We start from the raw sequence: 25243 nt of genomic DNA on the forward strand, positions 1-25243 counted from the left end.
GAAAAGGCGGCCGTTATCGCTTAAAAATTTATTTTTCCAAAAGATCTTTTCCGGCAATCCCCGGTTTTGTCATTTCATACGGATTCAAAATGATATCCAATTCTTCTTCTGTCAGTACATCATTTTGAAGGCAGAGATCCCTTACAGATTGCCCCGTCATGATTGCTTCACGGGCAATTCGCGCAGCCGCTTCATACCCAAGATGCGGATTGACTGCTGTAATGACGCCGACGCTTTTTTCCACGTATTGCTTCAGGCGTTTTTCGTTGGCTTCAATTCCCGCCAGACAATGATCGGTAAATGAGCGGAAACCGTTGTTCATAATGCTGATGGATTGCAGCAGGTTAAATACGAGCACCGGCTCCATTACGTTAAGCTCCAGCTGGCCCGCTTCTGAAGCGAGGCAGATCGTATTGTCATTCCCGATAACCTGGAAGGCGATTTGGTTGATAAGCTCTGCCATTACAGGGTTGACTTTCCCCGGCATAATGGATGATCCCGGCTGACGGGCGGGCAGGGAAATTTCCGCAAGTCCCGCGCGCGGACCTGAAGCCATTAAGCGCAGATCGTTGGCGATTTTAGACATATTCATCATGCATACTTTCAACGCAGCTGAAACTTCCGTATACGCATCCGTGTTTTGTGTGGCATCAACCAAATGGCCGGCGCCGACAAGCGGCAGTCCGCTGATGTCAGCAAGGTGCTTCACAACCTGTTCTATGTAGCGCGGATCAGCGTTAAGTCCCGTACCTACGGCAGTTGCCCCCATGTTTACTTCATACAGATGCTGGCGGGATTGTTTAATTCGCTTTATATCACGCTCAAGCACGCGGCTGTATGCTTCAAATTCCTGTCCGAGACGGATCGGCACAGCGTCCTGAAGGTGTGTGCGCCCCATTTTAATGACGGAATCAAATTGTTTCGCTTTATCTTTAAAGACACTCAGCATATGCGCCATCGTATCAAGAAGCTTATCAAGAAGTTTTAAGGTAGAAATATGAATCGCTGTCGGGAACACGTCGTTCGTCGATTGTGACATATTGACGTGTGTGTTCGGGCTGAGGTGAATGTATTCACCTTTTTTATGGCCCATGATTTCAAGCGCTCTGTTGCCGATTACTTCGTTGGCATTCATGTTCATGGACGTTCCGGCTCCCCCTTGGATCGGATCGACGATGAATTGGTCATGCCATTTTCCTTCAAGAATTTCGTCTGCGGCCTGGACAATCGCGTTTCCGATTCCTTCATACAGCCGTTTTACATCCATATTGGCTAGCGCGGCCGCTTTTTTGACGATGGCGAGCGCATTAATCATTTCTTCATGGATGCGGTAGCCGGTAATCGGAAAGTTTTCTTTTGCGCGCAGCGTTTGGATCCCGTAATACACATCAGCTTCAATTTGTTTTTCTCCAAGGAAATCTTTTTCCTGACGATATTCTTTTTGCGCGTTTGTCATGCTAAAACCCTACTTTCTCTTTGTGTTGGTCATATTTTTACAGTACAACGTCGTCTGCGATCGGTGTCTCCATAATACTTTTAACTTCAGCCAAATTGTGAGACTGGCCGAGCGCCCACATTAATTTCGGGACGATGGCTTCTGTGTTCATATTTCTGGAGCGGATAATGAGATCTTGATTGACTCTTCGTCCGACTTCATAGACGCTCATGTCCTCTCCTTCTTCAAGGCATTGTGTCGTAATGACAACGACAATGCCGCTTTCAATCATTTCATTGACTTTGGCGAGAATGTCTCTTCCTTCAAACGGTACGCCGCCGCTGCCGTAGCTTTCAATGACGATTCCTTTGTACATGCCTTTTAACGCGTCAAACATTTCCGGTTTAAGTCCCGGATGGAGCTTGAGCAGGCACACGTCCGTGCAAAGTGAAGTATTCACCGTAAAGGCATCGTCTTCTGGCATGTGCACGTGTTTATTGTATTCAATTCCGTTTTCGGTAATAAACGCGATATACGGATAGTTAATGCTCTCAAATGCATCATAGCTTTTCGTTCTTAATTTAATGGCGCGGGTGCCTTGAATGACTCTGCCGTCAAATACGACATATACGCCGCCCACACCTTCACATGCGAAGCGGATCGCGTCCGTGATATTTTTTTTGGCATCGGTTTTTTGGAATGTAATCGGGATTTGCGAACCCGTAATGACGATCGGTTTATCAGCATGCTGGAGCATGTAAGACAATGCCGCTGATGTATAAGCCATTGTGTCTGTACCGTGTGTAATGACGAACCCGTCGTAAGCGTCATATTTTTCTTTAACAGCATCAGCTATTTGGACCCAGTATTCAGGCTGCATATTTGTGCTGTCGATGTTCATTAACGAATGGGTTTCCATCGTGTAATCGTTATCAAGTTTTGATACGTAGGTTAACAATTCATCTGCTTTCACTCCGGGTGCAAGCCCGTTTTCTCCTTCGACTGAGGCGATTGTTCCTCCGGTTGTTAACAGCAATAATTTTTTCATACCCTGCACCTCTTCATCATTTCTCAAGATGTGTTAAGCATTCGCTTTTCGCATACTTTTAATCAAATTATAGACAGACGAATGAAATTAATCAAGTGATTATTATTCAATTCGCGTACACTTTTACATATCGATATGATATAATTTGCTCAAGTGAAAAGGAGCGGTTTTTAATATGAATTTAGATCGTTTAACTGAACTGAGAAAAAAGAAAAATTGGTCTCTTCAATATACGGCTGACCGGCTCGGCATCGCCAAGAGCACGTACGCCGGGTATGAATCAGGCTACCGGCGTCCGTCATTCGAGGCGCTGGGAACGCTTGCCGATCTGTTTGACACGACGTGCGACGATTTACTGGGGCGCACTGAAAAAAAGGCGGAGCCGTTTACCCAGACCATCGAATTAACAAAAGCCGCACAAGGCCGCGGCACACTGACCGTTGACGGGCAGCCGCTTAATCAGGATGAAATCATCGAATTAATTGCGTTTGTCCGCACGAAAAAGAAGGTACAGGAGGAGCTCCGCTGAAAAATTGCTTTACGGCTTGATCCGGCCGTACGTTCCCCCGCCCCCGGCCTCAAGGGCGAGCTGTCCGGTGCGCGCTTTATGAATGACGGCCGCTATTTTAGGCTGTACGACACGCGCCAAGTCCTCTTCTTCCGCCCGATGAAGAATCGCCATCTCCGTCCCGAAAGCCCGCTTCAGTTTTTCTAATGTTTTCGGCCCGACTCCGGGAATGAACTGCAGCGGGATTTGATGAATATACGGAGGCCGCGGCACGCGGCTTTTTTCCGGGCCGCTCAGTTCCTCGAGCCGTTCACTGACCCCTTTTGTCATTGTTTTTCCCCCGCACTCCGGACATGCGGAAGCTCCTTTTTCAACCGGGCTGCCGCAGCGGTCGCAAGCCGTCCGGTAATACTTCCCGAGCTTCGGGTTCAGGCCGTAATTCGCCGTGATTTTTCTTCCGTCCTTCCCTTTTAAAGCCAGCGAAAATTCCGTGAAATTCGCTTCCTCAAGAATACACTCATTATATTCTCTGCCGATTTTCCCTAAGGAATGCGCATCAGAATTTGTTAAAAATGTATATGGGTCAAGTTCCGTTAACCGCGAAGCCATATCGGTGTCGCAGCTTAATCCGAGTTCCGCCGCATCAATGAGCGCCGGGTCGAATACTTCTCTCAAAGAAGATCTGACCCCTTTTCCGTACAGGCTTTTATGCGGGGTGAACATATGGGCGGGAATAAACAGCCCGCCCAATTCCTTTGTTTTCTTTTGAAGATTCAAACCTGTTTCATAAATGCGCTGTGAACTGAGATGGATATTTGTAAGCCTTTTTGCGAGCCACTCGGAAAACATCTTCATTTCGGCAAGAGCCGGCATAAAGACGAGAACGTGAATCGGCCCGAGGCATGTATGATCATAGATTTCAAGCTCACTTCCCAACAGAAGCGTCGTATTCCGATACCGGATGCCGCCTTCTTTCAGCTCACGGTATCTGCCTTCTTCAATTCCGCGCTCGATTTCTTCAATGACTTCCGGGGAATGGCAGTCGATGATGCCTAAAAGTTCAATTCCCTTCCCCTCGCTTGCTTCTTCTAAAATCCGGTGCAGCGTCAATGTTTTGGCTCCGGTGATTTTGACCGGTTTTCCCGTATTGGTGCGCCCGATATGAATATGCAGATCCGCATAAATGGTTTTCATCATTTTTCCTTCAGCGCTTCTTTCAGCTGGAGATACTGAATCGCGTACGCCGTTTTAGCGTCATACACCCGGCGCTCTTCGGTCAGCTTCACGGCCTCATCAAGCGTGACCTGCATCACTTCGACAAATTCATCCTCATCCAGCTCGCGCTTTTCTTCTAGCGGTGAAAGCCCTTCAGCAAGAAAGAGATGCACGATTTCATCAGCAAATCCCGGTGATGTATAAAAAGCGGTAATTTTCGTCAAGGTTTCCGCCGTATATCCCGTTTCTTCCTCTAGCTCTCTTAAAGCGGTATGCTCAGGCTCTTCCCCCTTTTCAAGCTTGCCGGCCGGAATTTCAACAATAGTCCGTTCCAGCGGCTTTCTGAACTGGTTCACCAAAATGATTTTTCCTTCTTCTGTCACCGCAAGGACGGCCACCGCCCCCGGATGCTTGACGATTTCCCGCTTGCTTGTTTTTCCGTTCGGAAGCTCTACATCTTCTAAGTAAAGATCTATGACTTTCCCGTCATACAGCTTTTTTTTCGCTAGTGTTTTTTCTTCTAAATGTTCCATCATTTCATCTCCCGTTCTGTCTCTCTATTATGCCTCATATATTTTATCATACATGCATAAGAGGGAGGTGCTTTTCGATTGAAGGTATACCGGAAGGATAAGAGCATCGTATTGGTCGGAAAAGCTTGGGAAGTGCGGGCTAAACTGAAGGAGTACGGGCGGACATTCCGCTATGTCGGAGATTGGATCACCGGACCTTAACAGTTGAAAACTTCGCGCCTTTATATTACGGTCAATAAAAGACCATAAAAAGGAGCGAAACAATGAGAAAACGCACGCTAGGACGTTCTGATTTAGAAATAAGCGAAATTGGGCTCGGCTGCATGTCGCTGGGCACGGATAAAGCTAAAGCGCTGTCTATTTTGGATGAAGCGATCGAGCTTGGAATCAATTATTTAGACACTGCCGATCTTTATGATTTCGGCAGAAATGAGGAAATTGTCGGAGAGGCCGTCCAAAACCGCAGACACGATATCATTTTAGCCACAAAAGCCGGAAACCGCTGGAATGATGAGAAAGACGGCTGGCATTGGGACGCTTCCAAAGGATACATAAAAGAAGCGGTCAAAAACAGCCTGCGCCGGCTGAAAACGGACTATATCGACCTTTATCAGCTGCATGGCGGCACGATGGAGGATAACATCGACGAAACGATCGAAGCATTCGAGGACTTAAAACAGGAAGGTGTCATCCGGTATTACGGCATTTCCTCCATTCGTCCGAATGTCATTAAAGAATATGTGAAAAAATCAAATATCACCAGCATTATGATGCAGTACAGCCTGCTGGACCGGCGTCCCGAGGAGTGGCTGTCCCTTTTAGAGGAGAACGGAATCAGCATAGTCGCCAGAGGACCGGTCGCTAAAGGGCTTCTTACGGAAAAACCGCTTGATCAAGCGGCCGCAAGCGTAAAAGAGAACGGCTATTTAACATATTCTTTTGAAGAACTAGCAGAAACCAAGAAAGCGATTAACGCTGCCGCCCCTGATCTGAGCATGACGGAGCTTTCTCTTCAATACTTGCTTTCACAGCCGGCCGTCGCTTCTGTCATCACTGGAGCCAGCTCACCTGAGCAGCTGAGAGAAAACTGCTCGGCAGCAGAGGCCCGGCGTTTAAGCAGCCAGGAAATCAAAGCCCTGCAATGTCATACAAAACGGGACGTATACGAAGCCCATCGTTCTTAAACAATAAAACCGGCACCTTTTCAGATGCCGGTTTTATTTATATTTGTGCCAATCGAGACTGCTTTCATTCAGCAGCTCTTCAAAGCTTTTATTTTTTTCTATTTCTTTTCGCTTTCTGATTTGTTCGGCCTTTTTCTGTGCCTGTTTTTTCTCGTCTTCTTCCTTCAGCTCACTTTTCATTTGCAAAAGCTTGGCCTTCAGATCTTCCTCCAGATCGTCTTTTAAGCTGTGTTTTTCTTTAGGCAGCTGCTTTTTCATCATTACGCCCCCGTATCTGAATATGCTGAAGCAAGTGTACCACGGAGCGCCGGAGGCCGGCAACTGTCCTTCTTTCGTTCAGCGGCCTGAAAACCCGGGAAAGGATTTTCTATATTTCTGTCATTTAAAGGAGGGGGCCTGCGTGAAAAAATGGCTGGCGGTGTTCGGTTCGGCTTGCGCAGTCTTTTTGGCTGCCGGATTTGCTCTTACGAATCTGATTATGTTTATTAAGAAAAAGACGGATGAAGATATCATGAAAAGAGAAACGGCGGACGGACATGATGTATTTGATTCCTTTCAGAGCATGGAAAAAGAAGAGGCCGTCATCTTGTCACGCCACGGGTATGAGATCAAAGGCTTTTACATCGCCCCGTATGATACGGCAAACACCATGATTGTTTGTCACGGCGTTACCGTGAATTCGTTCAACTCATTGAAATACATGGATTTGTTTTTAGATTTAGGCTGGAATGTGCTTATGTATGACCACCGACGGCACGGTAAAAGCGGCGGCAGAACGACGAGCTACGGCTATTTTGAAAAAGATGATTTGGAAGAAGCCGTGAATTGGGTGAGAAACAAAACCGGAGACGGCGGTCAAATCGGCATCCACGGCGAATCGATGGGAGCGGTGACGGCCTTATTATATGCGGGCGGGCATCAGAACGGCGACGGCGCTGATTTTTATATTGCGGACTGCCCTTTCGCAAGCTTTCACGATCAGCTCGCCTACAGACTGAAGCGGGAATTCCGGCTGCCTCCGTGGCCGATTCTGCCTTTGGCTGATTTCTTTTTACGGATGAGAGAGGGATACCGTATCCGTGATGTATCGCCTTTGTCGGTTATCAGCCGCATCCGGCAGCCCGTGCTGTTTATTCACAGTAAGGAGGATGATTATATACCTCCTTCTTCTTCCGAATTGCTGCACCGCAGAAAACGCGGCCCGAAGATGCTGTATCTTGCCGAATCGGGCGGGCATGCCATGTCGTACACCAAAAATCCGGAAAGCTACCGTAAAGCCGTTCAAACCTTTTTAGATACCATGACGCAAACGTAAAAAAGCGAAAGAACGTATGCTGGTTCTTTCGCTTTCCCGTCATAAAACGTCGGTAATCCCGTCCATATTTTCTCCGATCCAGTCAATGGCGAGGTCGATTGTCGTAAATTCCTGCGCTTTGAAGGTCATCTCATCCTGAAGCAGCCAGACATCCTTCTGAACGGATTCAGCGCCTCCGATGGACCAGTGCAGCAGACTGTACGGGTGGTTGTTGTTCAGGAAGGACACCCACGTTTTATGCTGTGCCGTCTGTTTAATGGCTTTCAGCTTTTGATTCACTTTCAGTTTCTCCCTGCTTTACTAATATGCTCATTCTCGGGCTCAGCATCTCTGCCGGGCTTTTTAAGACGAGCGTTTTCGCCTTTTCATTGTAATCGATTGTCATTTCCTCGTCAAAAAACACTTTTTGAGAGGTCTGGATGTAAAGCGGAAGTCCGTTGGTTTCAATGCGTTCGCATTGCCCCGTTAATTCGTCCGTCAGCCAGATGGTCGGCACGCCGCTGACCGCGCATCCGCAGCCTTCTGCGTCATAGCGGAGCTGCGCTTTTTTCTGCGGGTTGGCGTCCATCGCCTGCTGGAATGTATGTTTCGCCGCATCCGTCACATGTATTTGCATAGATGATCCTCCGTTTTTCATTTTCGCCAATTGTAGCATACCGCGCCGCTGTATGCATTGTTTCTGCTTTTTTACAGCAGACCGCTCTCCCAGTCCTTCGCCTCTTGTTCAGCCGCCTTGATCCAGTCATTTTTCCCTTCAATATACTTTCCCATATCGTACGGGTATGTCTCAGCGAGCTGCTGTTTCAGCTCCATGTATTGAGCCGCTTTTTCAGGCCTTGCGGTGAGGTAATCCCGGAACAGCAGATGACGCTTTACGTCCGGATGTCCTGTTTCGTATATGTGGACGTGGTGTGTGCGCTTGTTGCCGCCTTTTTGAAAAAAACGCCTTCCCTTTATCCCGTTCTCCCCTTTTGCCTCATAGCCGAGTGCTTCCAGCTGCGGAAGGTATCGGTCAGCATCCAAAATATCTTTGACCTCCGCCAGTATATCAATGACGGGTTTTGCGGCCATCCCCGGGATGGAGGTGCTTCCGATGTGGCTGACAGAACGGAGTGCGGGACCGAAGATTCGGATCAAATTCGCCTTCTCTCTCTCAAACATCTCTTTCCATTCCGGCTTGTACGGAATGACTTCCGCTTTTCTCTTCGGATAAAGATGAAAAAACGAGAGGGTCAGCCCTTCCGGCGTCTCAATCTGTCCGGCTTCCGTGAACCCGGTTTTTAAATAGAGAGAGACTGCCGGAACGTTTTGTTTGGCGGTAGCCACCTCTATTTTTTGAGCGTCCCGGTTCTCGTTTATCACAAATTGAAGAAGCGCCCGTCCGATTCCTTTCCGAAAGCCGGACGGGTGCACCGTCAGCCGGCATATGACAAGTTCATATCCCTTTTTTTCATACGAAATGACGCCTATGAGCTGATCTTTTGCCTTGAAACCGGCAAACGTCTCCCGTGACCGCTGTATGTCACGCGGTGTCTCATGCAGAGCGGGAATGCCGAAAAAGCCGATCAGCTCGGCTTCTTTTTGATAAGAGCAGCGCTGAACCGCCGCAATTTCCCGCGCCGTCTGTTCTTGTGTATGCTGTAAAAATGTAATCAACCTTCCGCTCCTTTCGATGCAAACATCCGCTATGACTCCGTTTTCGTTATGCGGATCGCGTACGCACTTTTTCCTTTTTGTTTTGCCGCCTTGTGGCCGGTATGGTCTTTCCGCCGTTTCATCGCATCCATGAACGCTTTCTTAACCTAAAAGCCCCGCTGTCAGTATGCTCAGATTCTCCCTTTATTGATGAAAAAATGACCGCATAATAAGGCGGTTTGGGCGTGTCAGCTAAAAAACCCATATTCGGCCTCCTCTATATGTATTTCACAAACAGAATCCGGTCTTGGCCCGGGCCGTCATAATTCGCAAAAACAGGGATTCCGTTTACGGTTTTGGTTCCTTTTTCAGGTTCAAAGCCTAACTTTGTATGATAAGCAATTGACACTTTATTGACGGGCGCCGTCACGCAATTGACTTTTGTGCAGCCCCTTTTTTTCACCGTCTCCATAAATCGGTCGTAGAGCTGTTTTCCAATTTGCATTTTTCTGAAATCCGGATGCACACCGGAAAAATGAATGTAGGCCGTCTCAGGGTCTGACTGTGACTGAAACCCGATTAAAAAACCGGTCATTCCCTCCGGCCCGTACGTAATAAAACTCGTGTCCTGAAAATGTTCAAAAAACAAGCGCGGCAGTTTTTCTTTCATTTGCCTGCCGCCCCACCATTCATTCAAAACAGACGTAACCATTTCATAGTCTTCAGAGGCGATTGTTCGAATATCCATTTTTCGATTGACTCTCCTTTTCGTCCGGCAAAATGAATGTCAGCTCTTCTCATTGGAATATAAAAAATTATATGTGGGTTATTTGCAATTGTAAATGATTTCTTTTCAAGCGAACGAATCAGCCTTCTTCCAGCCGGGGAATGATTTACCAGTATAAACGCGGTCATTGTTCGGGTACAATGAAAAACAGAACAAACGTTCCCGGAGGTTTTTTTATGGCTGATATTCTTCTTGTTGATATGCAATCGTTTTATGCGTCTGTAGAAAAAGCGGAAGCGCCTCATCTTAAAAACCGGCCCGTCATCGTCTCGGGAGATCCCGAAAGACGCAGCGGGGTCGTGCTTGCGGCTTGTCCGCTCGCCAAACGATACGGCGTAAAAAACGCCGAACGGCTGTGGGAAGCGCAGGCCAAATGCCCCGACGCCGTTATCGTCCGTCCGCGGATGCAGCGGTATATTGATGTATCCGTCATGATTACCGAGCTGTTTGAGCGGTATACCGATCTTGTAGAACCCTACTCCATCGATGAGCAGTTTCTCGACGTGACCGGAAGCAGGCGGCTGTTCGGTGATCCTTTTACAATCGCCGAAAGCATTCAACAAGCGATTATGCGTGAATTCGGTATTTATGCCCGTGTCGGCATCGGGCCGAATAAAGCGCTCGCGAAAATGGCTTGCGACCATTTTGCCAAAAAAAACGCATCCGGCATCCACAGGCTGGATATGTCAAATATCAGGCAGGATCTGTGGCCTCTGCCGGTCGGAAAACTATTCGGCATCGGAAAACGGATGGAGCATCATTTAAGACGGATGGGCATCAGCACAATCGGCGGGCTTGCCGGGCATCCTGCCGAACTGCTGAAAAAACGCTGGGGCATTAACGGCGAATTGCTTCAGCGGACGGCCCGCGGCATCGATCCCTCTCCGGTCACCGTAAACACGCACAGCCGGCAAAAAGCGATCGGCCATAACATGACGCTCCCGAGGGACTACTGCCGCTTTGAGGATATCAAAGTCGTTTTGCTGGAGTTAAGCGAAGAAGTGGCCCGCCGCGCCCGTTTCAAACAGTACATCGGCCATACGGTTTCGGTCAGCATCAGAGGCGCTGATTTTGATTGCCCTTCAGGTTTTCACAGACAGAGAAAGCTCGTCTCTCCGACCAATTTCGGAATGGATATTTTTAAAGCGGCGGTCAAGCTCTTCAAAGAGCATTGGAACGGTGAGCCCGTCCGCAGCGCCGGCGTCGCCCTTTCCCAGCTGGAGCCCTGTGATTATGTTCAGCTGAGCCTGTTCGATTCCCTGGAAAAAAAGATCAGCCTCGGCAAAGTATTGGATGATATTCATGAGCGGTACGGCCCCGCGTCGCTGCTCCATGCCGCTTCGCTGACAGAGGCCGGCCAAGCCTTTCACCGGGCCGAAAAAATCGGCGGGCACTACAAATAATTGAGGTGATATACATGAATCCGAACAAATTAACACCCGGGTATAATGTCATGTGGGAGTCAAGCCGGATGATGCTGCCCGAACATCGGGAGCAGCTGCTTGCAAAAAAACGAAAAGAACGGGAATTCCGGCCTCCGGAACTGAGCGAAGAGCAAATGAACGACATGAACCGCACCATTGCGGCGTCGATTGAAGAAGACAGGGCCATTTCGGTCACCTACGCTTCAGCACACGGCCCCCGCCGGTTTTGGGGATGGATAAAACAAGTGATGCACGACGAAAAGCGTTTAAAAATCATAAACGATGAAGATGCATTAACGCTGCCGTTTCATCTTATTCTCTCAGCTGAATTGGAATAAAAAGCCCATCCCGTCCTGACAGAAAATATGATAGAAGAGTGGGAGGATCATATGATATTTAGTAGAATAAAGATGAATGATAAGAATAGGAGAATATATGATGGATCAATTTATAGAAAAAATGCTGGGACAAGCCCTCCGCCAGTATGGACGGAATGTGTCGACAGATCCGCTGAGCCCCTATGAAAAACAGCGTTTAAAAAAAGCTTTAGAAGAAAGAAGGAACGAAGAACCCGATGAGGATCTCCATGCCCATGTAGAAGATATTATCTACGATTACGTCACCAACCAGGGCCAGTTCTCCTGACACTGACGTTTATGCACCGGGCGATAAGGGAAACGGTCGAGAGTAAACCCTTAAAGATTGCGTGGTGCAGGAGATGCCAGTCGGGCCTTATTTCAAGATCGGATATGCCGTTCTTTTGTTATTTCTCATTATTTATCTCGGAACATTAATAGACTTTTTGTTCCAGCCTGTTGTGATTACGATTAAAACCTTGTTTCCGCCCATTGTATTATCGGGCGTCCTTTACTATTTGTGCCGCCCGATCGTCAGAGTGCTGCATGAGAAAGTAAAGCTGCCCGAAGGCATCGCGATTTTAGCGATTTATGCGGGAACAGCCGGCCTTTTTGTCCTCTTCCTTTATACGGCGGGCCCTGCCGTTCAAAAACAGTTTACAGCCTTCACAGATCATATCCCGGAGCTTTCCGCAAAAGCTGAAAATTGGATCAGACACCTTCAGGACAGCAAATGGTTTTCCCGGATTCAGCATGAGGATTCCTTTAAAAAAGCAGCGGACAAAGCCGCAAATTATTCAGGTTCAATCGCTGATTCTCTCAGCAGCCTGGCCGGTGCGGCTGCCAATGCCGCCATCACCGCCGCCATTATTCCGTTTGCGCTGTATTACATGTTAAAGGAAGGAAATAAAGCGCCCCGGCGGCTGCTGCGGCTTCTTCCGGAAAAACATCAGAAAGAAGGAAAACAAATCCTTCAGGACATGGATGAGGCTCTCAGTTCATACATACAAGGACAGCTGCTCGTCAGTTTTTGTGTCGGTGTTCTCGTTACGACCGGCTATTTCATAATCGGGCTCGATTATCCGATTGTTCTGGGCGCGTTCGCCATGGTGACAAACCTGATTCCGTTTATCGGGCCTTGGATCGGCACATTTCCGGGAGTCATTGTCGGATTGTTCGATTCACCGACGCGGGCGGTGCTGGTGGTTATAGTCGTCGTCATTGTCCAGCAGCTTGAAAGCCAGCTGATTTCCCCGCAAATTATGGGCCGGAAGCTTGACATTCACCCGCTGACCATCATTTTTCTTCTGCTTGCCGCCGGTAAATTCTCGGGCATTGCAGGGATGCTGCTGGCCATTCCCGGATATGCGGTTGCAAAGGTGATCATAAGCCATATGCAGAAACTGTTCATTCTCAGAAAAAAACAAGGCTAGAGAGAAACGATTCACCTCTCATGCCTTCACATCGGTTAAAATGAAAAAAGGCGGGCTGAAGAAGCCCGCCGCACACGGAGGTCAAAAGATGAACATCGGTGATGTCATTTTTCAATTGGTTTCATTTATTGCAGCCGCGATTTTCCTGTTTGCCGTGATATACGTATTCAGAAGCATGAAGCAGCGCCGACTGCAATTGGACAGGATCGAAAAGAAACTCGATGCGCTGCGCGAAGAAAAAAACCGCAAATAAGGGGCGGCCGCGGATTTGTGTCACACCCGCCTTACCAGCACCTCTTCAACTTTATGGCCGTCACCTTTTCTCAAAATCAAATCTGATCTGAATTTTGTCGGCAGAATATTTTCATACAGATTCGGACGGTTGACGCTCTCCCAAATGGAGGCGGCCATGGCATCCGCTTCTGCATCAGACAAATCCTTAAATTTATGAAAATAAGAAGCCGGGTCCTGAAAAGCGGTTTCTCTTAAAAGGCGGAAACGCTCCAAATACCACGTAAAAATCCGGCTTTCTTCGGCATCCACATAAATCGAAAAATCAAAGAAATCCGATACAAAAATCCGCGGATCTTCCCTGTCGTCCTCTAAAGTCGGCGACTGCAGGACATTGATTCCTTCGATAATGACGATATCCGCACCTTCGACAACTTCGACGGCGCCCTCTTCCCTGTCATAAGTAAGATGGGAATATAGGGGCGCCTCCACTCTCTCTTTCCCTGATTTTATATCGTTCAGAAACTCAAGCAGCGCTTTTACGTCATAACTTTCCGGGAATCCCTTTCTGGACAGAAGGTTCTTCCTTTTTAATTCCGCCGTCGGATACAAGAAACCGTCGGTTGTCACCAGACTCACCTTCGGCCTGTCCGGCAGACGGGAAAGAAGCTTTTGCAAAATTCTCGCCGTCGTGCTTTTGCCGACGGCGACGCTGCCCGCGATTCCGATAATAAACGGGATTTTCGCTGAATGCGGATGCTTCAGAAACACGTTGACATGCTGATTCCGTCTTGCGGCAGACGTGACATGAAGGTGGAGCAGGCGCACAAGCGGAATGTAAATCGTTTCTACTTCTTCAACCGATAGGTAGTCGTTCAGTCCCTCTACGGCCTTGGCTTCTTCCTCTGAAACGGCAATGGAAAGATGACCGCCGAATCCGGACCACGACTCGCGGCTGTGCTGCGTGTACAATGTATGTAAGTTCAATTCTTTACTTTTCACAATTCACACCAATCTCTCTGTATGGCTTTCCGGTTAAAAACAAACGCTTACAAAGATTGTAACGGAAAACCGCTTCACTGTCTGCCCATTTTTTTCGCAAACGAGGAACCGATACGGCTGTACTTTTCCATTTCCTCGTCCGGAACCATGCTCCCGCCGGTGCTCCACACAAGATGCACGGCATTTTTCATCTCAAGCCCCCGCTCTTTTATATAACGGTTTCCCGCTTCGGTCTGAACGAACTTGACAGCTCCGGCCATACCGGCGAGGGCAGAAGGCTCAAGGCTCTTATTCTCAGACGCTCTTAATTGATAAAGCAGCGAAAAAAGCGTGCTGTCATCAGCGGTATAACAGCCGCTGAGTATAGGTTCCATAAGAGGGCCGGCCAGTCCGGACGGCCTTCCCACCGCAAGTCCGTCGGCGGCCGTTTGATTATCAAGACCGATATCCTGCACGCTGATTCCGTCATGCAAACCGGAAAACAGCCCTAACAGCATACACGGTGACTGCGTCGGCTCCCCGAAAAAAATATGGACATGTTCGCCATAGATCAGTTTTAGTGCAAGCGCGACGCCGCCCGGTCCTCCTCCGACCCCGCACGGCAGATAGACGAAAAGCGGCTCATCAGCATCAGGCTTTATGTCCATTTGATCGAGCTGCTTTTTCACACGGCTCCCCGCAACAGCATAGCCCAAAAACAGATCCCGGGAATGCTCATCATCAATAAAATAACAATAAGGATCCTGCTGCGCCTGAATACGCCCCTTTTTAACAGCCAGACTGTAGTCTGCTTCGTATTCGATGACGCGGACCCCTTTTTCCCGGAGCAACTCCTTTTTCCACTGCTTTGCGTCATCGGACATATGCACGGTCACACAAAAGCCGAGCTTCGCGCCGATTATGCCGATACTCAGACCTAAATTGCCTGTAGAGCCGACGGCTATAGAATATTTCGAGAAAAAATCGGTAAACCGCTTCTCAGTCAATATGCTGTAATCATCGTCTTTTGAGAGCATTCCCGCTTTTTGCGCGAGGTCTTCTGCATGCTTCAGCACTTCGTAAATCCCGCCGCGGGCTTTAATGGAACCGGAAATCGGCAGTTCATCGTCGCATTTCAAAAGCAGAAGCCCGGGGAAAGCCCGGCCGGCGCTGTGTTCCAGACGTTTCTTCATTTCATTGATCAAGACAAGCGGAGATTCAATGAGACCTCCCGCCTCTTTCGTCTCCGGGAAAGCTGACGCGATATAAGGCGCAAACCGGCGCAGCCTTTCTTCCGCTTCAGCAATCTCCTCTTTCCATTCAGCGGCATGTTTTATGTGATCATCGTTTTTGTGCGGGTTGATCCAAAATACTTCACGCGCCTCCGCCATTTGTCTGACGAAAGGCTCTTCCATCAATGCCGTGCGTATATCCCGATCAGACATTTGCCTTCTCCCCCTTGTTACTTTTTCTTTAATACGCGGCCGGCCAGTTTTTCTGTAAACGAAGGGAAAAGCTGATACAGCTTCGTCCCGAGGCTCATCCATCCCGGAAGATTAATTTCCCGTTTATCCGTCAAAATCACGGACGTAATGCGCTCCGCCACACGGTCGGCATCAAGCATCCATCTGCCGACGCTTTTAACATAACCGCCCTCTTTATCTGCAATTGTAAAGAAGTCTGTTTTGATCGGTCCGGGATTAACCGTTGTCACAGCTACACCCGTACCGGCCAGCTCGAGCCGCAGGGCATTGGAATACCCTAAAACGGCATGTTTCGTAGCGGAATAAAGGCTTGATTTCGGGGTCGCCAGTTTGCCGGCCTGTGAAGCGATATTGATAATATGGCCGCTTTTAGCATGAAGCATCACCGGTAGACAGGCTTTCGTACAGGCGATTAATCCGAATACATTGACTTCAAACATTGACTTCATATCATCTAAAGATGAATCCGCGGCAGTTTCAAAAATACCGAACCCCGCGTTGTTAATTAATACGTCAACATGACCGATCAAACGCCTTACGTTTTCAGCTTCTTCTGCATGCCGGACGTCAAACGGAATGACATCACACCGTCCGCCCCGCGCGGTAATCGTTTGTTTCACTTCCTGCAAGCGGTCTTCCCGCCTGGCGGATAAAAAAACATGGGCACCTTCTGCCGCGCAGGAATATGCAAGCCGTTCTCCAAGTCCGCCTGATGCTCCTGTGATCCAAATCCGTTTATCCGTTAATCTGCCCATTTCATTCACTCCTTTACAGCTTTAAACATCAAAGTGTTTCCCGACTGAAAAGATACGGCCTTCCCTTCAGCGGACAGCACGTCAAGATGGCCGATCGTTTCTGACATTGTTAAAAATAATTCGTTTTCATACACAGCCGGAAACAGCCGCCGGCATACTTGGAAAGCCGTCAGCGTTTCCTCTGACAACAGGTGCAGCACATAGTCCGCCCGGTTTCTCAGTTTTTCAAGCCGCCTGTCCGCAGCGGGCCTTACGTCTGTCAGCAGATCGCCGTGCCCCGGATATAAAAAGGCCGGGTTGATGTCATACAGCCGCTTCATTGATTTCAAATAGTCGAGCATCGGGGATGTGCGCACACTCCCTTTTTCCGGAGCCTCCAGAATCGGATTGGTGGAACTGTTGGACAAAAGCAAATCACCGCTGAACATTTCACCGTTTTTTTCATGGTAAAGCGCAATATGAGAAGCGGCATGACCTGGAATCTCGAGCACCGTCCAGCCGTCAAGCCCGTCAATTTTTCCGCCTTCTCCAACTGTTTTCGTTAACGGACGGTTTGCTGAAAATAAGTATGACAGCTTAACTGTTTTATGTATGTCTTCAGGTGTCAGAGGAACGCCCATTTCGGTCATAAGAGACAGAAAAAAATCCTCTTGCCGGGCGATATACGACTGATCCTGAGTAATGTACCTGTCATTCAGCGGATGCCCGACAACTTCCGTGTCATCAGAAAAAATGTGCAGCAAACCTGAATGATCCGCGTGATGATGAGTGAGCACCACTTGTTCTATATCCGCAGCGGACACCCCGTGTTCTTTAAGCTGCATTGAGAGTGATTCAGCCGCTTCCTTTGTATTCGGGCCGCAATCAATAAGGGTTAATGCGTCATCTTTTACTAAATAAACGATAACGTCGCCGACTGCAAACGGAGTCGGCACACGTATCGGAATGATCTTCCTCGCTGCCATATTTACGCTCCTTCGTTCTTTTCATTCCTGAATACTCATATTTTAGCCTTTTCTCATCCCTGTGTCATTATCGCCGCATATCAGAAAAAAAGATTGACATCCCGCTCTGCCGCATAGCATAATGAACAACAAACTAGAAAAAACGGAACGCGATGACGAGGAACTAGTATATAAACAACGGCAGCAGAGAGCAATGTCCCCGGCTGAAAGACATTGCGGCCCTCTTGTTTACAGAACCTGCCCTCAGAGCGGTTAGGAAAACCTAAACGTATCCCCTCGTTACGGGATTTGAGCTGAGCACGGCTGATTCGTGCTAATGTAAGGTGGTACCGCGAAACCTTTTCGTCCTTTTTGACGGGAAGGTTTTTTGTGTTTTGGAAAGAAGGAGGATTTATATGAAGAAAATCGGTTTTATCGGGGCCGGATCAATGGCGGAAGCAATGGTAAACGGACTGCTGCAAAGCGGACTGACAGCCCCCGGACATATATACATGACAAACCGGTCAAATGACAGCCGGCTTGAAGAGCTGCAAGACACGTACGGCGTGAAACCGTGCCGGGATAAAGAAGAGTTTTTCAGCAATACCGACATTATCGTTCTCGCCTTTAAACCGAAAGATGCGGCAGAAAGCATTGAGAACATTCGCGAATACGTTAAAGATCAGCTTGTGATTTCTGTCATCGCAGGGCTGACGATTCACACCATTCAGCATTATTTCGGCAGAAAGCTCACCATCATCCGGGCGATGCCGAATACATCAGCGACCATTCAACAATCGGCGACCGGTTTTTCTGCAAGCCCTGAGGCGAGTGAGGCTGAAATCCGGACGGCAAAAGAACTGCTGGAAACAATCGGAGAAGCGACGCTCTTTGAGGAAAAACACCTTGATGCCGTCACAGCCATTGCCGGAAGCGGCCCCGCCTATGTGTATCGATATGTCGAAGCGATGGAAAAGGCCGCCCTTCAAGTCGGCCTGCCGGAAGAGACGGCAAAAGAGCTGATTTTACAAACCATGGCCGGAGCAACGGAAATGCTCAGAAAAAGCAGCAAACGACCTGAGCGCCTGCGCAAGGAAATCACAAGCCCGGGCGGCACAACAGAAGCAGGCCTGCGCGCATTAAACGAGCGCCGCTTTGAAGAAGCCATCATTCACTGCATTACAGAAACCGCAGCCCGGAGCGCCGAAATTAAAGAACAATTCGCAGGCTCCGTTCTGCAAAAGACGGATCAATCATAAAGCATGGGGCTTACCATGCTTTTTTTCGTCCATTTATAATTTCCGGAAGATCGCTAACGGCTTACAGGTTTCTTTTCCCGCATTTATGAAAGAGGACGAGCCGGCTTTCCAACATTGAACCCGTGACTGATAATAAAAAAATTATATTGGTCTATCCTGTTTTTCCTTATCATCCTGAAAAAAAGTTTGACATTTACATAGTTGACTTGAAGCCGGGCTGCGCCCATGTGGCAAAATCACATGTAGGGGAAGAATACATTAATCAAAAGCGGTGAATTGACGGTTGAGCTTCAGGACGAAAAACATGTGCGGGCCCCGGTGAGGCCCTTGGAGGTTACCGGGGCCCGCACAGTTATCTTAATTCCTCGGATGAACCGGTCACTTATTTTATGCTGGTCTATTATCCTGAGCCTGCTTAAACGGCATATCAGGCTTCTTCAGACAGAAGCCTGATGGATCGCAACCCATTCTTTTATGCATTGAATCAGTTTCTGAACAGAAGGTGTCTGCGTCTCCTTTGCATGAGCTGTCAAAATGCCGATCTGCCTGCAGACATACCGGTCGAGCCGTTTGATAAGCACATCACAATCATTCACCAAAAGCTGCGGCAAAAGGCTGATCCCCAGATTGTTCCGCACCATTGCGATAATCGCTTCATCCCCTCTGATTTGATAGGCGATCCGCGGCGTGATTTTTTCTTCCTTCAGCACTTTCAGCACATCAAAATGTGTCTCCGGATAAGGCACGATACACTTGACGGACTCCATGACATGTAAAGGAACCGTTTCACATTGCGCCAATTCATGCTGCGGACTCATCACCGCTACAATCGGGTCCTCGGCCAACGGGTAAAAATGCCACTTCCCGCTGTGGGATGTCCCGATCGCCGCATCAACCTGATCGTCTTTCAGCCATTCTTCCAGTTCAGTTGAATTCCCTTCAAACAAATGCACCTTAATGGAAGGATACAGCACATTAAATTCCCTCAAAATTTTCGGCAACCATTTTACCGCCACACTCGTAACAGTGCCGAGCCGGATTTCTCCTCTTTCTAATCCATTAATATTATCAACGGTTTCAGACAGTTTTTCATAGTTTTTTTGAATTTCCTTCATAATATGTAACACTTTCAAGCCATTTGCGGTGGGCCTCACTCCATGCCGCTGTCTGATCAGAAGCGGAAAACCGTACTCTTCTTCTAATTTACTGATCATTTGGCTGATGTTCGGCTGTGTGTAATTTAATATGGCAGCGGCTTGGGTCAGGCTGCCGCTTTCAACCGTTTTAATAAAGGCTAAATGTTTCTTTAAATCCAACCGGCTTCATCTCCCAGATATCATTTCTTATTATTCAGCGCATTAGTTATATTTAGTTTACTTATACATCAATCAAAAATAAAATGGCAATGTCTCCATAATTATACTTGATAACAAACAGAAGGTGAGCGTTTCAGCATGAGTTTTCTCATTCAATTTTTTATCGGCGGCACCGTTATGGTGGCTGCCGCGTTTTTAAGCAAATCGAAATACTTATTTTTATCAGGCGTTATCACATTGCTGCCGATCATGACGTTGCTGAATATACAATTGCAGCTGAAAAATATGAGCGCCGACGATTTCAGAGCAGCTCAAAAAAACGGAATATTCGGTGCGTTCGGCGCGGTGATTTTCATCAGCAGTATTTTTATCCTGACAAACTGGTTCAAAGGAAGCCACTCCGTCATCGGTGCGTTTCTTATCTATATTTGCTATATGATCGCCTGTAAATGTCTGTTATGAAGATACAGCCCCCCTGTATAAAAAAATGCCCGGTCAGAACAATAAGAACAATACGCTCAGTTGTGAGCAGTTTATATGACTGAATGATCATAAGTTGTTATAATCAATTTCTAAAACATTCCGGGAGGCGAAATAAATGGCCAGAAAATTATTTACACCGTGGACCGTTAAAGATGTAACGATCAAAAACCGTATTGTTATGGCACCGATGTGTATGTATTCCTCACATGAGAAGGACGGAAAACTGCAGCCTTTTCATATGGCGCACTACATATCGCGCGCAATCGGACAGGTCGGCCTGATAATCGTTGAAGCGACAGCTGTCAATCCGCAGGGGCGCATTTCCGATCAGGATTTGGGCATTTGGAGCGACGATCATATCGAAGGTTTTGCCAAACTGACGGAACAAGTGAAAGCGCAAGGATCAAAAATCGGCATTCAGCTCGCGCACGCGGGACGTAAAGCTGAGCTTGACGGAGACATTTACGCTCCTTCAGCCATTCCGTTCGACAAGCAGTCCAAAACACCGGTTGAAATGACGACAGAACAAATTAAAGAAACCATTCAGGAATTCAAACAGGCGGCGGCGCGCGCGAAAGAAGCCGGCTTTGACATCATCGAGCTTCATGCGGCACACGGCTACTTAATGCACGAATTTTTGTCACCGCTGTCAAATCACCGCACAGACGAATACGGAGGCTCACATGAAAATCGCTACCGCTTCTTAGGTGAGACCATTGACGCTGTCAAGGAAGTATGGGACGGCCCGTTATTTGTCCGTGTTTCTGCATCTGATTATACAGACAAGGGGCTGGACATTGCCGATCACATCGGTTTTGCGAAGTGGATGAAGGAACAGGGAGTCGACCTGATTGATTGCAGCTCAGGCGCACTCGTTCAAGCTGATATTAACGTCTTCCCCGGCTACCAAGTGAGCTTCGCAGAGAAAATCCGCGAGCAGGCCGAAATCGCAACAGGCGCCGTCGGTTTGATAACGACGGGAACAATGGCGGAAGAAATTCTGCAAAATAACCGCGCTGACCTTATTTTTGTCGCGAGAGAACTTCTGCGCGATCCGCACTTTGCAAGGAGTGCAGCGAAGCAGCTGAATACGGAAATACCGTCGCCGGTTCAATACGACAGAGCATGGTGACAGAAGAGACAGCCGGAGATTTTTCTATCCGGCTGTCTCTTTTTTTATTTTTTGAGAAACGATTGCTGAAGCTTCTCCGTCTTCCCTATAGAACCAATTAGAGGAGATGACTCCAATGAAAGCAGCATGGATGGAAAGGACATACCTGATTGACGGATGTCCGTTTTATACTAAACACCGTAAAGGTGCCGGCGAAGTGACGATCGTCTTTGAAGCCGGCTACGGCACTTCTTCTGAAACATGGACATCATTACTCGCTGACATAGATGAAGAATTTGGGGTTTTCACATATGACAGGGCCGGAATCGGCAAAAGCGGACAAAGCAGAAACAAGAGAACGGCGGATCACATGGTACAGGAATTAAACGCCCTTCTGATTAAAGCCGGCGTCAAGCCTCCTTACCTTGTTGTCTCGCATTCATACGGCACGATTATCAGCAGACTCTGGGCGAGCCGAAACCGCCGGGATATTCTCGGGATGGTATTGCTTGACCCGGTTTCTGAGGATCAGGAGACGAAAGTGCTTCCGCTTCTACCCGAGGAAATGAAAGCCGCCTATCTGAAACAGTTCATACTAGAAGGATCACATGCGGAATTTTTGACGAGTCTTCGGCAGATCAAGCACCAGCAGCTTCATTTCAGCGATATGCCGCTGTTGATCTTGTCATCGGGAGAGCGGGATGAGCGCTTAAAGCACGCGCATGAACAATGGGTGAACCTGCACAGAAACATGCTTGATATCTCGCATCAAAGCGGATGGATTCAGGCCAAAAACAGTTCTCACGCCATTCATCATGATGAACCGCACATCGTCCACCTTGCCATTTATGATGTTTGGTGTGCGGCGCGCCAGCAAATGAATGCGCCTGCCTATCAGGCGGTAAACTGATAAAACAAAAGCCATTGTGCCGGGCACAATGGCTTTTTTATCGTGATCTACTTTGTCTCACGATGCAAAGTATACTTTTTCAACCGGGGTGAATACTTTTTCAGTTCTAACCGGTCCGGATTCGTCCGTTTGTTCTTCGTCGTAATATAATTTCTGTCCCCTGTCTCTGTGCAAGCCAATGTAACATTCACACGCATCATTTTCACCTCTCAAACAAATCGTAATAATTACGTTTTATTATAGATCATCAAACAAAAATGTCAAGCGCACATTTTTTTAAGAGCGCTCCACGGCGACCTCCATAAAGTCAAATGCGACCTTACTGTTTTCAAATACCGCTTTTGCCTCATGTTCCAGCCGCTCTATCGGCGCTTCGCCTTGATACCTGGCGCTGATATGAGTTAAGATCAGCTGTTTGGCGCCTGCTTTTTTTGCTGTTTGCGCGGCCTGTTCTGTCGTCGCGTGATAATAATTATGCGCGAGCTTTGCATCTTCCTTGGCAAACGTCGCTTCATGAACAAGTACATCGGCATTGCGCGCCAGCTCCGTTACCCGCTCTGATACCCGGGTATCCCCGGAAAAAGCGACAATTCTTCCCTTTTTCGGCGGCTCCAAAAAATCCTGTCCATTAATTATTCTTCCATCGTCAAGCGTGACTGTTTCGCCTTTTTTGATTTTCTGATAGACGGGGCCGGGCGGAATATTCATTTCTTTCAGTCTGCCGGCCTGCAATGCACCGGGAATATCCTTTTCCTGAACCCGGTAGCCGAACGCTTCTACACCGTGAATGACGGATGCTGCGGTTACGATGAATTGGTCATCCTCAAAAACCGTTCCCTCTTCAATTTCATGTACGGCGAGAGGATAAGTCAAATGTGTCGCCGTCACTTTCAGGCTTGTTTCGATAAATGCTTTTATGCCTTTTGGCCCGTAAATCGTCAGCTCTTCTTCACCGCCTTGAAACGACCGGCTTCCCAACAGACCCGGAAGGCCGTAAACATGGTCGCCGTGAAGATGTGTGATGAATATCTTTTCAATTTTCCTCGGTTTGATTGTTGTATGTAAAATCTGATGCTGAGTAGCTTCCCCGCAATCAAACAGCCATACGGAACGCCTTTCTTCAAGAAGCTTCAGCGCGACGGACGTTACGTTTCTCGTCTTTGCCGGCATGCCGGCCCCCGTCCCTAAAAATATTAATTCCACAATGCTTCCTCCTAGATCTTTGTACTACTAAGGATACAGGATCAGGCTGAAAATGTGAATTCGCCAGGGGTGCCCCCGGCATGATTAATTTTTTTCCGCAAACCGCAAAAAACAGGCTGAAATGTTTGCTTTCAATGAATTTTAGATTTAAAATGAAGGAAATATGCGGGGTTTTAAACCATGCTTCAGATAAAGTGAGGTACTCTAAGTGAAAACAAACGACAAACCAAAAGCAGTAATTGTAATATTTGGTGCCACAGGGGATTTGGCAAAACGAAAACTTTACCCATCCATTCATCGTTTATATAAAAATGGTCAAATTGGTGAAGAGTTTGCAGTTGTAGGTGTTGGAAGAAGACCTTGGTCAAACGAGGACCTCCGGGAAACCGTTAAAACGTCTGTTTCTTCGGCTGGGCAAAAAGACACAGACGATTTCACGTCTCATTTTTATTACCATCCGTTTGATGTAACGAATCCGGGTTCCTATCAAGAGCTGAATGTCCTGCTTGACCGGCTTGAGCATACATATGAAATCCCGAACAACAGAATGTTTTACTTGGCGATGGCCCCTGAATTTTTCGGCACTATCGCAAAATCGCTTAAAAACGAAGGTGTCACGGCGACAAAAGGCTGGTCCCGTCTCGTAATTGAAAAACCGTTCGGACACGACCTGCCGAGTGCGAAAGAGCTTAACAAAGAAATACGCGAAGCGTTCACAGAAGATCAAATTTATCGGATCGACCATTACTTAGGCAAACAAATGGTTCAAAACATCGAAGTCATCCGGTTTGCGAATGCGCTGTTTGAGCCGCTGTGGAATAACCGCTACATCTCAAACATCCAGATTACGTCAAGTGAAGATCTCGGCGTTGAGGACCGTGCGAGATATTATGAAAAATCCGGCGCACTCCGCGATATGGTTCAAAATCATATTTTACAAATGGTCGCTCTTTTAGCGATGGAACCGCCGATTAAACTGAACACAGAAGAAATCCGCAGCGAAAAAGTGAAGGTGCTGAGAGCTCTCCGCCCTGTCGCTCAAAACGAAGTGAATGATTACTTCGTCCGCGGTCAATACCAAGCCGGAACGATCGATGGCACCCCTGTCGCGAGTTATACGGATGAGCATAACGTAGCGCCGGATTCCAATACGGAAACATTCGTGTCCGGAAAGCTGTTAATCGATAACTTCCGCTGGGCCGGCGTTCCGTTTTATATCCGCACAGGAAAACGGATGAAAGAAAAATCAACGAAAATTGTCGTTCAATTTAAAGACATTCCGATGAACCTTTATTACGGCAATGAAACGAATGTAAATCCGAACCTGCTTGTCATCCACATTCAGCCGGATGAAGGCATCACTTTATATCTGAACGCTAAAAAATTAGGCGGAGCCGCACACGCTCAGCCGATTAAGCTGGATTACTGCAGCAACTGCAGTGATGAAATGAACACACCAGAAGCCTATGAAAAATTAATTCACGACTGTCTGCTCGGCGATGCGACGAACTTTGCCCATTGGGATGAAGTGGCGCTTTCCTGGAATTTCGTCGATGCGATTTCCGAAACATGGGCTGCCGACAAAACCCTTTCTCCGAATTATGAAGCCGGGTCAATGGGACCGAAGGCTTCGGATGACCTCTTGGAAAAAGACGGCCTTCACTGGTGGAATATATAATAATCAAAAAACCGC

At 47.8% G+C, this 25243-nt stretch carries 30 protein-coding genes and 1 pseudogene; 14 read left to right on the plus strand and 17 right to left on the minus strand.

The genetic code is table 11. The annotated features are described in order from the left end of the window. Positions 1-28: 28 nt before the first annotated feature. Both aspA and QRX25_RS11385 read right to left on the minus strand, forming a co-directional pair. Complete coding sequence (gene aspA / locus QRX25_RS11380; protein WP_003153322.1) at positions 29-1456, minus strand: aspartate ammonia-lyase; 1428 nt, start codon at positions 1454-1456, stop codon at positions 29-31. Between the two features lie 37 nt (positions 1457-1493). Further along, on the minus strand, positions 1494-2483 hold the full coding sequence (locus QRX25_RS11385) for a type I asparaginase (RefSeq protein WP_065981814.1): 990 nt from the start codon (positions 2481-2483) through the stop codon (positions 1494-1496). A gap of 175 nt (positions 2484-2658) precedes the next feature. Here QRX25_RS11385 and QRX25_RS11390 point away from each other — a divergent pair, with 175 nt between their 5' ends. After that, positions 2659-3012, plus strand: a complete 354-nt coding sequence (locus tag QRX25_RS11390; protein WP_013352758.1) for a helix-turn-helix domain-containing protein — start codon at positions 2659-2661, stop codon at positions 3010-3012. A gap of 9 nt (positions 3013-3021) precedes the next feature. Here QRX25_RS11390 and QRX25_RS11395 read toward each other — a convergent pair whose 3' ends face one another. Both QRX25_RS11395 and QRX25_RS11400 read right to left on the minus strand, forming a co-directional pair. Then, on the minus strand, positions 3022-4185 hold the full coding sequence (locus QRX25_RS11395) for a TIGR00375 family protein (protein WP_212101727.1): 1164 nt from the start codon (positions 4183-4185) through the stop codon (positions 3022-3024). Continuing rightward, positions 4185-4739 carry an NUDIX hydrolase gene (locus QRX25_RS11400; protein WP_014470622.1) on the minus strand — a complete coding sequence of 185 codons (555 nt, stop codon included), beginning with the start codon at positions 4737-4739 and terminating at the stop codon, positions 4185-4187. Before QRX25_RS11400 ends, QRX25_RS11395 begins: the two co-directional genes overlap by 1 nt. Before the next feature lie 78 nt (positions 4740-4817). Here QRX25_RS11400 and mciZ point away from each other — a divergent pair, with 78 nt between their 5' ends. Together mciZ and QRX25_RS11410 are read left to right on the plus strand one after the other, a co-directional pair. Further along, a complete protein-coding gene (gene mciZ / locus QRX25_RS11405; RefSeq protein ID WP_003153315.1) occupies positions 4818-4940 on the plus strand; it encodes a Z-ring formation inhibitor MciZ in 123 nt (40 codons plus the stop codon). Between the two features lie 62 nt (positions 4941-5002). Next, positions 5003-5923 (plus strand): aldo/keto reductase, encoded by a 921-nt coding sequence (locus QRX25_RS11410; RefSeq protein WP_212098378.1) that lies wholly within the window; start codon positions 5003-5005, stop codon positions 5921-5923. Between the two features lie 33 nt (positions 5924-5956). Here QRX25_RS11410 and QRX25_RS11415 read toward each other — a convergent pair whose 3' ends face one another. Beyond that, positions 5957-6181: a YqkE family protein gene (locus tag QRX25_RS11415; protein ID WP_014470623.1), complete on the minus strand. Its 225-nt coding sequence runs from the start codon at positions 6179-6181 to the stop codon at positions 5957-5959. A gap of 142 nt (positions 6182-6323) precedes the next feature. Between QRX25_RS11415 and QRX25_RS11420 the strand changes: the two genes are divergently transcribed. Beyond that, a complete protein-coding gene (locus QRX25_RS11420) occupies positions 6324-7238 on the plus strand; it encodes an alpha/beta hydrolase (protein ID WP_212098381.1) in 915 nt (304 codons plus the stop codon). Positions 7239-7277: 39 nt separating this feature from the next. Here the strand turns inward: QRX25_RS11420 and QRX25_RS11425 are convergent, their stop codons facing one another. The 5 genes and pseudogenes from QRX25_RS11425 to QRX25_RS11445 all read right to left on the minus strand — a co-directional run bounded on the left by QRX25_RS11425 (position 7278) and on the right by QRX25_RS11445 (position 9621). Then, positions 7278-7517, minus strand: a complete 240-nt coding sequence (locus QRX25_RS11425; RefSeq protein ID WP_003153307.1) for a DUF2552 family protein — start codon at positions 7515-7517, stop codon at positions 7278-7280. Beyond that, positions 7492-7854 (minus strand): iron-sulfur cluster biosynthesis family protein, encoded by a 363-nt coding sequence (locus QRX25_RS11430; protein ID WP_013352765.1) that lies wholly within the window; start codon positions 7852-7854, stop codon positions 7492-7494. Before QRX25_RS11430 ends, QRX25_RS11425 begins: the two co-directional genes overlap by 26 nt. Positions 7855-7925: 71 nt before the next feature. Continuing rightward, positions 7926-8894 (minus strand): GNAT family N-acetyltransferase, encoded by a 969-nt coding sequence (locus QRX25_RS11435; protein ID WP_212098384.1) that lies wholly within the window; start codon positions 8892-8894, stop codon positions 7926-7928. 29 nt (positions 8895-8923) lie between these two features. Further along, positions 8924-9138, minus strand: a pseudogene (locus tag QRX25_RS11440) (hypothetical protein). A gap of 12 nt (positions 9139-9150) precedes the next feature. Continuing rightward, the gene (locus QRX25_RS11445) at positions 9151-9621 is read right to left on the minus strand and encodes a GNAT family N-acetyltransferase (RefSeq protein WP_212098387.1); all 471 of its coding nucleotides are present in this window, start codon (positions 9619-9621) and stop codon (positions 9151-9153) included. 215 nt (positions 9622-9836) lie between these two features. Here QRX25_RS11445 and QRX25_RS11450 point away from each other — a divergent pair, with 215 nt between their 5' ends. The 5 genes from QRX25_RS11450 to QRX25_RS11470 all read left to right on the plus strand — a co-directional run bounded on the left by QRX25_RS11450 (position 9837) and on the right by QRX25_RS11470 (position 13126). After that, positions 9837-11063, plus strand: coding sequence for a DNA polymerase IV (locus tag QRX25_RS11450; protein ID WP_212098390.1), 1227 nt, complete (start codon positions 9837-9839; stop codon positions 11061-11063). 14 nt (positions 11064-11077) lie between these two features. Beyond that, the gene (locus QRX25_RS11455; protein WP_115997603.1) at positions 11078-11422 is read left to right on the plus strand and encodes a YolD-like family protein; all 345 of its coding nucleotides are present in this window, start codon (positions 11078-11080) and stop codon (positions 11420-11422) included. A gap of 100 nt (positions 11423-11522) precedes the next feature. Then, positions 11523-11729 carry a YqzH family protein gene (locus tag QRX25_RS11460; protein ID WP_014470629.1) on the plus strand — a complete coding sequence of 69 codons (207 nt, stop codon included), beginning with the start codon at positions 11523-11525 and terminating at the stop codon, positions 11727-11729. 73 nt (positions 11730-11802) lie between these two features. Then, on the plus strand, positions 11803-12873 hold the full coding sequence (locus QRX25_RS11465; protein ID WP_115997605.1) for an AI-2E family transporter: 1071 nt from the start codon (positions 11803-11805) through the stop codon (positions 12871-12873). Positions 12874-12961: 88 nt separating this feature from the next. Further along, on the plus strand, positions 12962-13126 hold the full coding sequence (locus QRX25_RS11470; protein ID WP_115997606.1) for a DUF4083 family protein: 165 nt from the start codon (positions 12962-12964) through the stop codon (positions 13124-13126). A gap of 20 nt (positions 13127-13146) precedes the next feature. Here the strand turns inward: QRX25_RS11470 and coaA are convergent, their stop codons facing one another. The 4 genes from coaA to QRX25_RS11490 form a co-directional block, all read right to left on the minus strand. After that, complete coding sequence (gene coaA / locus QRX25_RS11475; protein WP_013352774.1) at positions 13147-14106, minus strand: type I pantothenate kinase; 960 nt, start codon at positions 14104-14106, stop codon at positions 13147-13149. 74 nt (positions 14107-14180) lie between these two features. Beyond that, positions 14181-15530: a D-serine ammonia-lyase gene (dsdA, locus tag QRX25_RS11480; RefSeq protein ID WP_212098393.1), complete on the minus strand. Its 1350-nt coding sequence runs from the start codon at positions 15528-15530 to the stop codon at positions 14181-14183. Positions 15531-15547: 17 nt separating this feature from the next. Beyond that, positions 15548-16324 (minus strand): SDR family NAD(P)-dependent oxidoreductase, encoded by a 777-nt coding sequence (locus QRX25_RS11485; RefSeq protein ID WP_065981825.1) that lies wholly within the window; start codon positions 16322-16324, stop codon positions 15548-15550. A gap of 5 nt (positions 16325-16329) precedes the next feature. Further along, positions 16330-17289 carry an MBL fold metallo-hydrolase gene (locus QRX25_RS11490; protein WP_065981826.1) on the minus strand — a complete coding sequence of 320 codons (960 nt, stop codon included), beginning with the start codon at positions 17287-17289 and terminating at the stop codon, positions 16330-16332. Positions 17290-17684: 395 nt separating this feature from the next. Between QRX25_RS11490 and proC the strand changes: the two genes are divergently transcribed. Then, positions 17685-18527 (plus strand): pyrroline-5-carboxylate reductase, encoded by an 843-nt coding sequence (gene proC, locus QRX25_RS11495; RefSeq protein WP_212098395.1) that lies wholly within the window; start codon positions 17685-17687, stop codon positions 18525-18527. Positions 18528-18964: 437 nt separating this feature from the next. On the opposite strand, the gene QRX25_RS11500 is transcribed toward proC, so the two are convergent. Next, the gene (locus QRX25_RS11500; RefSeq protein WP_065981828.1) at positions 18965-19843 is read right to left on the minus strand and encodes a LysR family transcriptional regulator; all 879 of its coding nucleotides are present in this window, start codon (positions 19841-19843) and stop codon (positions 18965-18967) included. Between the two features lie 138 nt (positions 19844-19981). Here QRX25_RS11500 and QRX25_RS11505 point away from each other — a divergent pair, with 138 nt between their 5' ends. The 3 genes from QRX25_RS11505 to QRX25_RS11515 all read left to right on the plus strand — a co-directional run bounded on the left by QRX25_RS11505 (position 19982) and on the right by QRX25_RS11515 (position 22347). Next, positions 19982-20305: a GlpM family protein gene (locus QRX25_RS11505; protein WP_065981829.1), complete on the plus strand. Its 324-nt coding sequence runs from the start codon at positions 19982-19984 to the stop codon at positions 20303-20305. A gap of 136 nt (positions 20306-20441) precedes the next feature. After that, positions 20442-21458 carry an NADPH dehydrogenase NamA gene (gene namA, locus QRX25_RS11510; RefSeq protein ID WP_212098397.1) on the plus strand — a complete coding sequence of 339 codons (1017 nt, stop codon included), beginning with the start codon at positions 20442-20444 and terminating at the stop codon, positions 21456-21458. A 115-nt stretch (positions 21459-21573) separates the two neighbouring features. Next, on the plus strand, positions 21574-22347 hold the full coding sequence (locus QRX25_RS11515) for an alpha/beta fold hydrolase (RefSeq protein ID WP_212098399.1): 774 nt from the start codon (positions 21574-21576) through the stop codon (positions 22345-22347). A gap of 47 nt (positions 22348-22394) precedes the next feature. Here the strand turns inward: QRX25_RS11515 and rpmG are convergent, their stop codons facing one another. Further along, positions 22395-22544 (minus strand): 50S ribosomal protein L33, encoded by a 150-nt coding sequence (gene rpmG, locus QRX25_RS11520; RefSeq protein WP_003226511.1) that lies wholly within the window; start codon positions 22542-22544, stop codon positions 22395-22397. Between the two features lie 79 nt (positions 22545-22623). Further along, positions 22624-23550 carry a ribonuclease Z gene (gene rnz, locus QRX25_RS11525; protein WP_115997610.1) on the minus strand — a complete coding sequence of 309 codons (927 nt, stop codon included), beginning with the start codon at positions 23548-23550 and terminating at the stop codon, positions 22624-22626. A 208-nt stretch (positions 23551-23758) separates the two neighbouring features. Between rnz and zwf the strand changes: the two genes are divergently transcribed. Beyond that, the gene (zwf, locus tag QRX25_RS11530; protein WP_013352785.1) at positions 23759-25228 is read left to right on the plus strand and encodes a glucose-6-phosphate dehydrogenase; all 1470 of its coding nucleotides are present in this window, start codon (positions 23759-23761) and stop codon (positions 25226-25228) included. Positions 25229-25243: the final 15 nt, after the last annotated feature.

It is taken from the genome of Bacillus sp. L381 (assembly GCF_030284525.1).
GTDB lineage: Bacteria > Bacillota > Bacilli > Bacillales > Bacillaceae > Bacillus > Bacillus amyloliquefaciens.

What these genes read in the sequence shown, in the direction of transcription:
- QRX25_RS11455 (WP_115997603.1), top strand. Translation starts at nt 11,078, where the DNA reads ATGAATCCGAACAAATTAACACCCGGGTATAATGTCATGTGGGAGTCA.
- QRX25_RS11385 (WP_065981814.1), bottom strand. Translation starts at nt 2,483, where the DNA reads ATGAAAAAATTATTGCTGTTAACAACCGGAGGAACAATCGCCTCAGTC.
- QRX25_RS11450 (WP_212098390.1), top strand. Translation starts at nt 9,837, where the DNA reads ATGGCTGATATTCTTCTTGTTGATATGCAATCGTTTTATGCGTCTGTA.
- QRX25_RS11430 (WP_013352765.1), bottom strand. Translation starts at nt 7,854, where the DNA reads ATGCAAATACATGTGACGGATGCGGCGAAACATACATTCCAGCAGGCG.
- QRX25_RS11490 (WP_065981826.1), bottom strand. Translation starts at nt 17,289, where the DNA reads ATGGCAGCGAGGAAGATCATTCCGATACGTGTGCCGACTCCGTTTGCA.
- rpmG (WP_003226511.1), bottom strand. Translation starts at nt 22,544, where the DNA reads ATGCGTGTGAATGTTACATTGGCTTGCACAGAGACAGGGGACAGAAAT.
- namA (WP_212098397.1), top strand. Translation starts at nt 20,442, where the DNA reads ATGGCCAGAAAATTATTTACACCGTGGACCGTTAAAGATGTAACGATC.
- QRX25_RS11485 (WP_065981825.1), bottom strand. Translation starts at nt 16,324, where the DNA reads ATGGGCAGATTAACGGATAAACGGATTTGGATCACAGGAGCATCAGGC.
- QRX25_RS11515 (WP_212098399.1), top strand. Translation starts at nt 21,574, where the DNA reads ATGAAAGCAGCATGGATGGAAAGGACATACCTGATTGACGGATGTCCG.
- dsdA (WP_212098393.1), bottom strand. Translation starts at nt 15,530, where the DNA reads ATGTCTGATCGGGATATACGCACGGCATTGATGGAAGAGCCTTTCGTC.
- QRX25_RS11415 (WP_014470623.1), bottom strand. Translation starts at nt 6,181, where the DNA reads ATGAAAAAGCAGCTGCCTAAAGAAAAACACAGCTTAAAAGACGATCTG.
- proC (WP_212098395.1), top strand. Translation starts at nt 17,685, where the DNA reads ATGAAGAAAATCGGTTTTATCGGGGCCGGATCAATGGCGGAAGCAATG.
- QRX25_RS11395 (WP_212101727.1), bottom strand. Translation starts at nt 4,185, where the DNA reads ATGAAAACCATTTATGCGGATCTGCATATTCATATCGGGCGCACCAAT.
- QRX25_RS11470 (WP_115997606.1), top strand. Translation starts at nt 12,962, where the DNA reads ATGAACATCGGTGATGTCATTTTTCAATTGGTTTCATTTATTGCAGCC.
- QRX25_RS11465 (WP_115997605.1), top strand. Translation starts at nt 11,803, where the DNA reads ATGCCAGTCGGGCCTTATTTCAAGATCGGATATGCCGTTCTTTTGTTA.
- QRX25_RS11410 (WP_212098378.1), top strand. Translation starts at nt 5,003, where the DNA reads ATGAGAAAACGCACGCTAGGACGTTCTGATTTAGAAATAAGCGAAATT.
- QRX25_RS11445 (WP_212098387.1), bottom strand. Translation starts at nt 9,621, where the DNA reads ATGGATATTCGAACAATCGCCTCTGAAGACTATGAAATGGTTACGTCT.
- QRX25_RS11505 (WP_065981829.1), top strand. Translation starts at nt 19,982, where the DNA reads ATGAGTTTTCTCATTCAATTTTTTATCGGCGGCACCGTTATGGTGGCT.
- QRX25_RS11390 (WP_013352758.1), top strand. Translation starts at nt 2,659, where the DNA reads ATGAATTTAGATCGTTTAACTGAACTGAGAAAAAAGAAAAATTGGTCT.
- aspA (WP_003153322.1), bottom strand. Translation starts at nt 1,456, where the DNA reads ATGACAAACGCGCAAAAAGAATATCGTCAGGAAAAAGATTTCCTTGGA.
- QRX25_RS11460 (WP_014470629.1), top strand. Translation starts at nt 11,523, where the DNA reads ATGGATCAATTTATAGAAAAAATGCTGGGACAAGCCCTCCGCCAGTAT.
- QRX25_RS11400 (WP_014470622.1), bottom strand. Translation starts at nt 4,739, where the DNA reads ATGGAACATTTAGAAGAAAAAACACTAGCGAAAAAAAAGCTGTATGAC.